The following is a 5,250-nucleotide window of genomic DNA, read 5'->3' as shown; positions in this document are numbered from 1 at the left end:
TTGTAAGTTGACTACGTCTGAAAACCCTGAATTTGAAAGTTTATACTTTTAGATTTAGGGTTTTTGTTTTTTCTAAACTTATTGTATATACCAAATATCTAAGTTCGTTACCCTGAATTCACTTCAGAGCCTGCCCCGATCTTTCATCGGGGGTCTAAATTCATTTTAGATGCTGTAACGATCCCGAAGCTTCGGGACAGCATGAGGTGTGGCTCGCTCGCGATGATAGTAATGAGATTGCCGCCACGAATACACGAATATTAAATACTTTAAAACCACTCTCTGTACTGCATCACTCTAAAATCTATGGTGTTAAAATTCTTATCCTTGCGCTTTAACTGTTTATAAAGTTCCATACTACCAATAGCTCGATTGGCCGAACCCGATGGAGCGGTTAAAGAAACCGTTTTTATAAGTCGGCCGTTTAGCACAAACTGGTGAATCCTGGGTACCTCGTTAGAAATCACTTTTAACCTCATATCACTTTCAACTTCTTTTAGATGTCGTCTAAAAAAATACTCAGGGCCATTTTTAGAATTTCCACCGGTAAAAAGCAGGGTTTCTATTTTTGGATGTTTTTCTAAAATCCCCACCATATTCCTAAGTTCTACATTTTGCATCCCAAGATCGGAAGCATCTACCTTTTCCCTCCTACTGCTTTCTACCATATCACAGATACCAATTCCTCTTTTTTCAAGGAAATCTTTACGTTGCTCAATAGCTGCTTCCGTAGTTTCAAATTTTAGATCGAGATCAAAAATATTATCTAAAACGATCCATAAAAGTCCGTCACGGCTACCATAGCAAAAGTTTACGTCTCCTTTCTTAAATTCCCCTTTCGTAAATCTTGGAGGCGGTAGTGTGCCTACAATTAGTTTTGTAGCATTTTTCGGAATAAAAGGTTTATAAGGATGTGTGTGGTGAAACATTGCGCTTCGCGGTTTTACGTTGGTTTAGGATTATTTTTTAATCTTCCCAGATAAAAGCTGTGTTTGGTTCTATCTGCCCTTCATTTCTTTTGCTCGTCCAAAATAAACGAAGCAAAGAAAAAGACGCCTTTTTCAAGGAATTTTTTGGCAAAAATGCCAAAAAACCGTAGCCAAAACCTCACGAAAATCCGATAAAAAATCGGACTTTCTGAATCTCGAGGTTTTGACTACCTATTCTGCGAAAAAGAATTTTAATTGAATATTAATTCAACCTATTCTTTCAGCTTAATAACCAAATCATCTGCAAAAACCATGGTGCCTTCTTTATGAATTATTTCATCTATTTCGCCTTCATTATTAGCCGTGATGGTGGTTTCCATTTTCATGGCTTCAATTACAAATAATGGTTCGTTCTTTTTTACTTTTTGACCTTTTTCGACTAAAATTGAAGAAATAGAGCCCTGAATTGGTGCCCCTACTTCTTTATCATTAGACTTATCGATCTTTTGGTGAACAACTTTTTCAACTTTAACCGACTTATCCTGAATTTTAACCGTTCTGGTCTGGCCGTTTACTTTAAAAAACGCATCTACAAGTCCGTCTTCATCTGCAGTTCCTACCGATAGGAATTCGATAAGCAGAGTTTTTCCTTTATCCATTTCTACGGTAATCTCTTCACCGGGTTGCATTCCGTAGAAGAAATTAGGAGTCGGAATATTCATTACTTCTCCAAATTTTCGATAATGATTAAAATATTCTGTAAATACTTTTGGATATAATTTATACGAAAGGAAATCGGTCATTTCCAGTTTCCGGCCCATTCCTTCTTTAAAAATATCGCAGAATTCCTTGAATTCTTTTTCAAAATCTATAGGTTCTAAATGGGCATTAGGCCTATCGGTATAAGGTTTTTGATCTTTCAAAATAATCTTTTGCAACTCAGCAGGAAAACCGCCGTGAGGTTGACCTAAATCACCTTTAAAGAAATTTACCACCGACTGCGGGAAAGAAAGGTTTTCGCCTTTTTCCATCACATCTTCAATACTCAAATTATTGCTCACCAGGTACTGCGCCATATCGCCCACTACCTTACTACTCGGAGTAACTTTAATAATATCGCCAAAGAGCTTATTTACTTTAGAATACATCGCGGTAATCTCGTGAAACCTGGAAGCCAGGCCTAAAGATTCGGCTTGAGGTTTAAGATTAGAATATTGCCCGCCAGGAATTTCGTGTTTGTAAACATCGGCAGTACCAGCTTTAAGTCCGCTTTCAAATGGGAAATAATACTTTCTTACCGCCTCCCAATAATGCGAATACTCATTGAGCTTTTCCATATTGAAATCGGCTTTACGCTCGCCAGATTTCGTCATTTCCACCAGGGAATTAAAATTAGGCTGCGAGGTAAGTCCGGAAAGTCCACCCAGCGCCACATCTACCACATCTACCCCGGCCTCTATGGCATTTAAGTAAGTAGCCGCCTGTATAGACGAAGTATCGTGAGTATGCAAGTGTACCGGAATATTGATCTCAGATTTTAATGCGGAAACCAGTTCGCCGGCAGCGTATGGTTTTAGCAGCCCGGCCATATCTTTTATCGCCAAAATATGAGCCCCCGCATTTTCAATATCTTTCGCTAGCTGAAGGTAATATTCCAAATTATATTTACCCTTTGTGTCAAGTATATCGCCGGTGTAACAAATTGAAGCTTCAGCAAGACCTGAAGTGTTTTTCCGTACATATTCTATACAGGGCGCGATAGATTTCATCCAGTTCAGAGAATCGAAAATTCTAAAAATATCCACCCCGTTTTCCCAGGCTTCAGCTACAAATTTTTCGATCAAATTATCGGGATAAGCAGTATACCCAACCCCGTTAGAACCTCTCATTAGCATTTGTAGCAAGATATTTGGCATTGCTTTCCGAAGTAATTGCAAGCGTTCCCACGGATTTTCTCTTAAAAACCTTAAACAAACGTCAAACGTGGCGCCTCCCCATACTTCCATACTGAATGTTTCGGGATGATTTTTAGCAAAACCTTCAGCTACTTTCAGCATATCTGTACTTCGCATCCTGGTGGCGAGCAAACTTTGGTGTGCATCTCTAAAAGTAGTATCGGTAAAATGAATCTTCTTTTCATTCTTTAACCATTCGGCAAACTTTTCGGGGCCCAGTTCGGTAAGCAGATCTTTGGTTCCTTTTGGGTATGCAGCAGGGTGATCAAAAGCAGGAACATCGGCTTTTATTAGTTTTGGTGTTTCTATTATTTCCTTTACATCGGGATTTTCGTTTACCACTACATCACCCAGAAATTCAACCATTCTCGTGGCGCGATTTCGGGTTTCTTTCAGCTTAAATAGATCGGGATTATTGGCAATAAAATTCACCGTTACGCTTCCCTCTCTAAATTTCTCATGCTGAAGAATATTATCTAAAAACGGAATATTAGTTTTTACGCCCCTAATTCTAAATTCAGCTAAAGCCCGACGCATTTTACGGCAGGCACCGTCTAAAGTTCTACCGCTGGCAGAAACTTTTACCAACATAGAATCAAAGAAAGGCGAAATAGTCACACCCTGGTACAAACTCCCGGCATCCAGCCTAATTCCGAATCCGGAGGCACTTCTATACGTGGTAATGGTTCCATAATCGGGTTGAAAATCGTTGGCGGGATCTTCGGTAGTAATTCTACATTGTAGGGCAAATCCGTTTGTGCTAAGCGATTCCTGATCTTTAATTTTTATCTGCTCGTCGCTTAGTTTATATCCACCGGCAATAAACAACTGTGCTTTAACCAGATCTATTCCCGTTACAACTTCGGTAACAGTGTGCTCTACCTGGATTCGTGGATTTACCTCGATAAAGTAAATACTGCCATCGTGATCTACCAGAAATTCGACTGTACCAATATTATTATAATTCACCGCTTTACAAATATTCACGGCATACTCATACAGTTTCTCCTTGGTGGTTTGGTCAAGGTTATAGGAAGGCGCAAATTCGATTACCTTTTGGTAACGGCGTTGCACAGAGCAATCTCGCTCGAAAAGATGCACCATATTCCCGTGGTTGTCTCCCACGATCTGGATTTCAATATGCTTCGGATTTTCAATGAATTTTTCGATAAAAACGGTATCATCTCCAAAGGCATTCAGCGCTTCGCGTTTAGATTCTGAAAAAGCTTTTCTCAATTCAGCTTCTTCCCTAAGCACTCGCATTCCACGGCCTCCGCCACCACTGGCGGCTTTCAGCATAATGGGATAGCCTATTCGGTTGGCTTCTTCTACGGCAATATCCAGGCTTTCCAGGTCTTTTTCGTTGCTCTGAATCACCGGAACATTGTTCTTTACCGCTACTGTTTTCGCGGTAACTTTATCTCCCAGGCTTTTTAATACTGAAACCTCGGGACCAATAAAAATAATGTTGTTGTCTTTACAGGCTTGTGCAAAATCGGCGTTTTCAGAAAGAAATCCGTAACCGGGATGAATAGCATCAGCCCCCACCTCTTTGGCTGTATTAATAATGGCATCTATATCCAGGTAAGGTTTTAAGGGCTCTTTATCGGGGCCTATTTGGTAAGATTCATCGGCCTTATAGCGGTGAAGAGAGTAGCGATCTTCAAAGGTAAAAATACCTACAGTTCTTATTCCTATTTCGGTGCAGGCTCTAAAAATTCGAATCGCGATTTCTCCACGATTGGCTACTAATACTTTTTGAATCTTCATGTTTTTGGCTGAGTTAATTAGCAATAGTTAGTTGTTGCCGTAAACTATTAAAACATTCAGAAGTATGGGATATTTATTATGCTAAATTTTATATAAAAGTTTTGTCGATTCTCGGTTGTGGGTTCTCGTTTTTCGGTTGTGAGTTGTCGGTTTTGGATTTTAAAAAAATATCCTGATTTCTGCCTCTTGATTCTTTTCTCTCTTACCTTTTAACTATTCACTTTTAACTCTTAATTAAAAAGATCGCCGCGCTCATTTTTCGTTTGCGATGACGTTTAATATTAAAATTTAGGAAAACCTTACAGGATTAGTAACCCTGTGAGGTTTAAGTTTTTAAAAAATATAATTCAGTTGAATGCCTCCAAAATAGTTTCTGGGATTCCCGGGATAATAATAACGTGGATCGGCACCTCCAAAGCCAACGGCATTGGTTAATACACTCGCGGCATAATGCTCATCCAGAGCGTTGTTTACACCACCATATAAATTTAAATTTAGTTCCTGAAAAATATTGAAAGTATAACCAGCTTTGAAGTTTACCAAACTGTATTCATCTGTGTAACCTGAATTGGCGTCATCCAGAGGAATTTCTCCTA

Annotated in this window: 2 protein-coding genes and 1 pseudogene; all 3 read right to left on the bottom strand. The window is 39.2% G+C overall.

From position 1 onward, the window contains the following. Positions 1-269: 269 nt before the first annotated feature. Complete coding sequence (locus AACZ30_RS12720; protein ID WP_208224935.1) at positions 270-929, bottom strand: uracil-DNA glycosylase family protein; 660 nt, start codon at positions 927-929, stop codon at positions 270-272. Positions 930-1,201: 272 nt separating this feature from the next. Further along, positions 1,202-4,654 carry a pyruvate carboxylase gene (locus AACZ30_RS12715; protein WP_339649779.1) on the bottom strand — a complete coding sequence of 1,151 codons (3,453 nt, stop codon included), beginning with the start codon at positions 4,652-4,654 and terminating at the stop codon, positions 1,202-1,204. Positions 4,655-4,987: 333 nt separating this feature from the next. Continuing rightward, positions 4,988-5,250: pseudogene (locus AACZ30_RS12710) on the bottom strand (TonB-dependent receptor); the annotation flags it as partial.

This window comes from uncultured Salegentibacter sp. (genome assembly GCF_963972535.1).
Classification (GTDB): Bacteria; Bacteroidota; Bacteroidia; order Flavobacteriales; family Flavobacteriaceae; genus Salegentibacter.
Note: the sequence above shows the minus strand (reverse complement) of the source record. Positions and strands in the feature narration are given on the sequence as shown.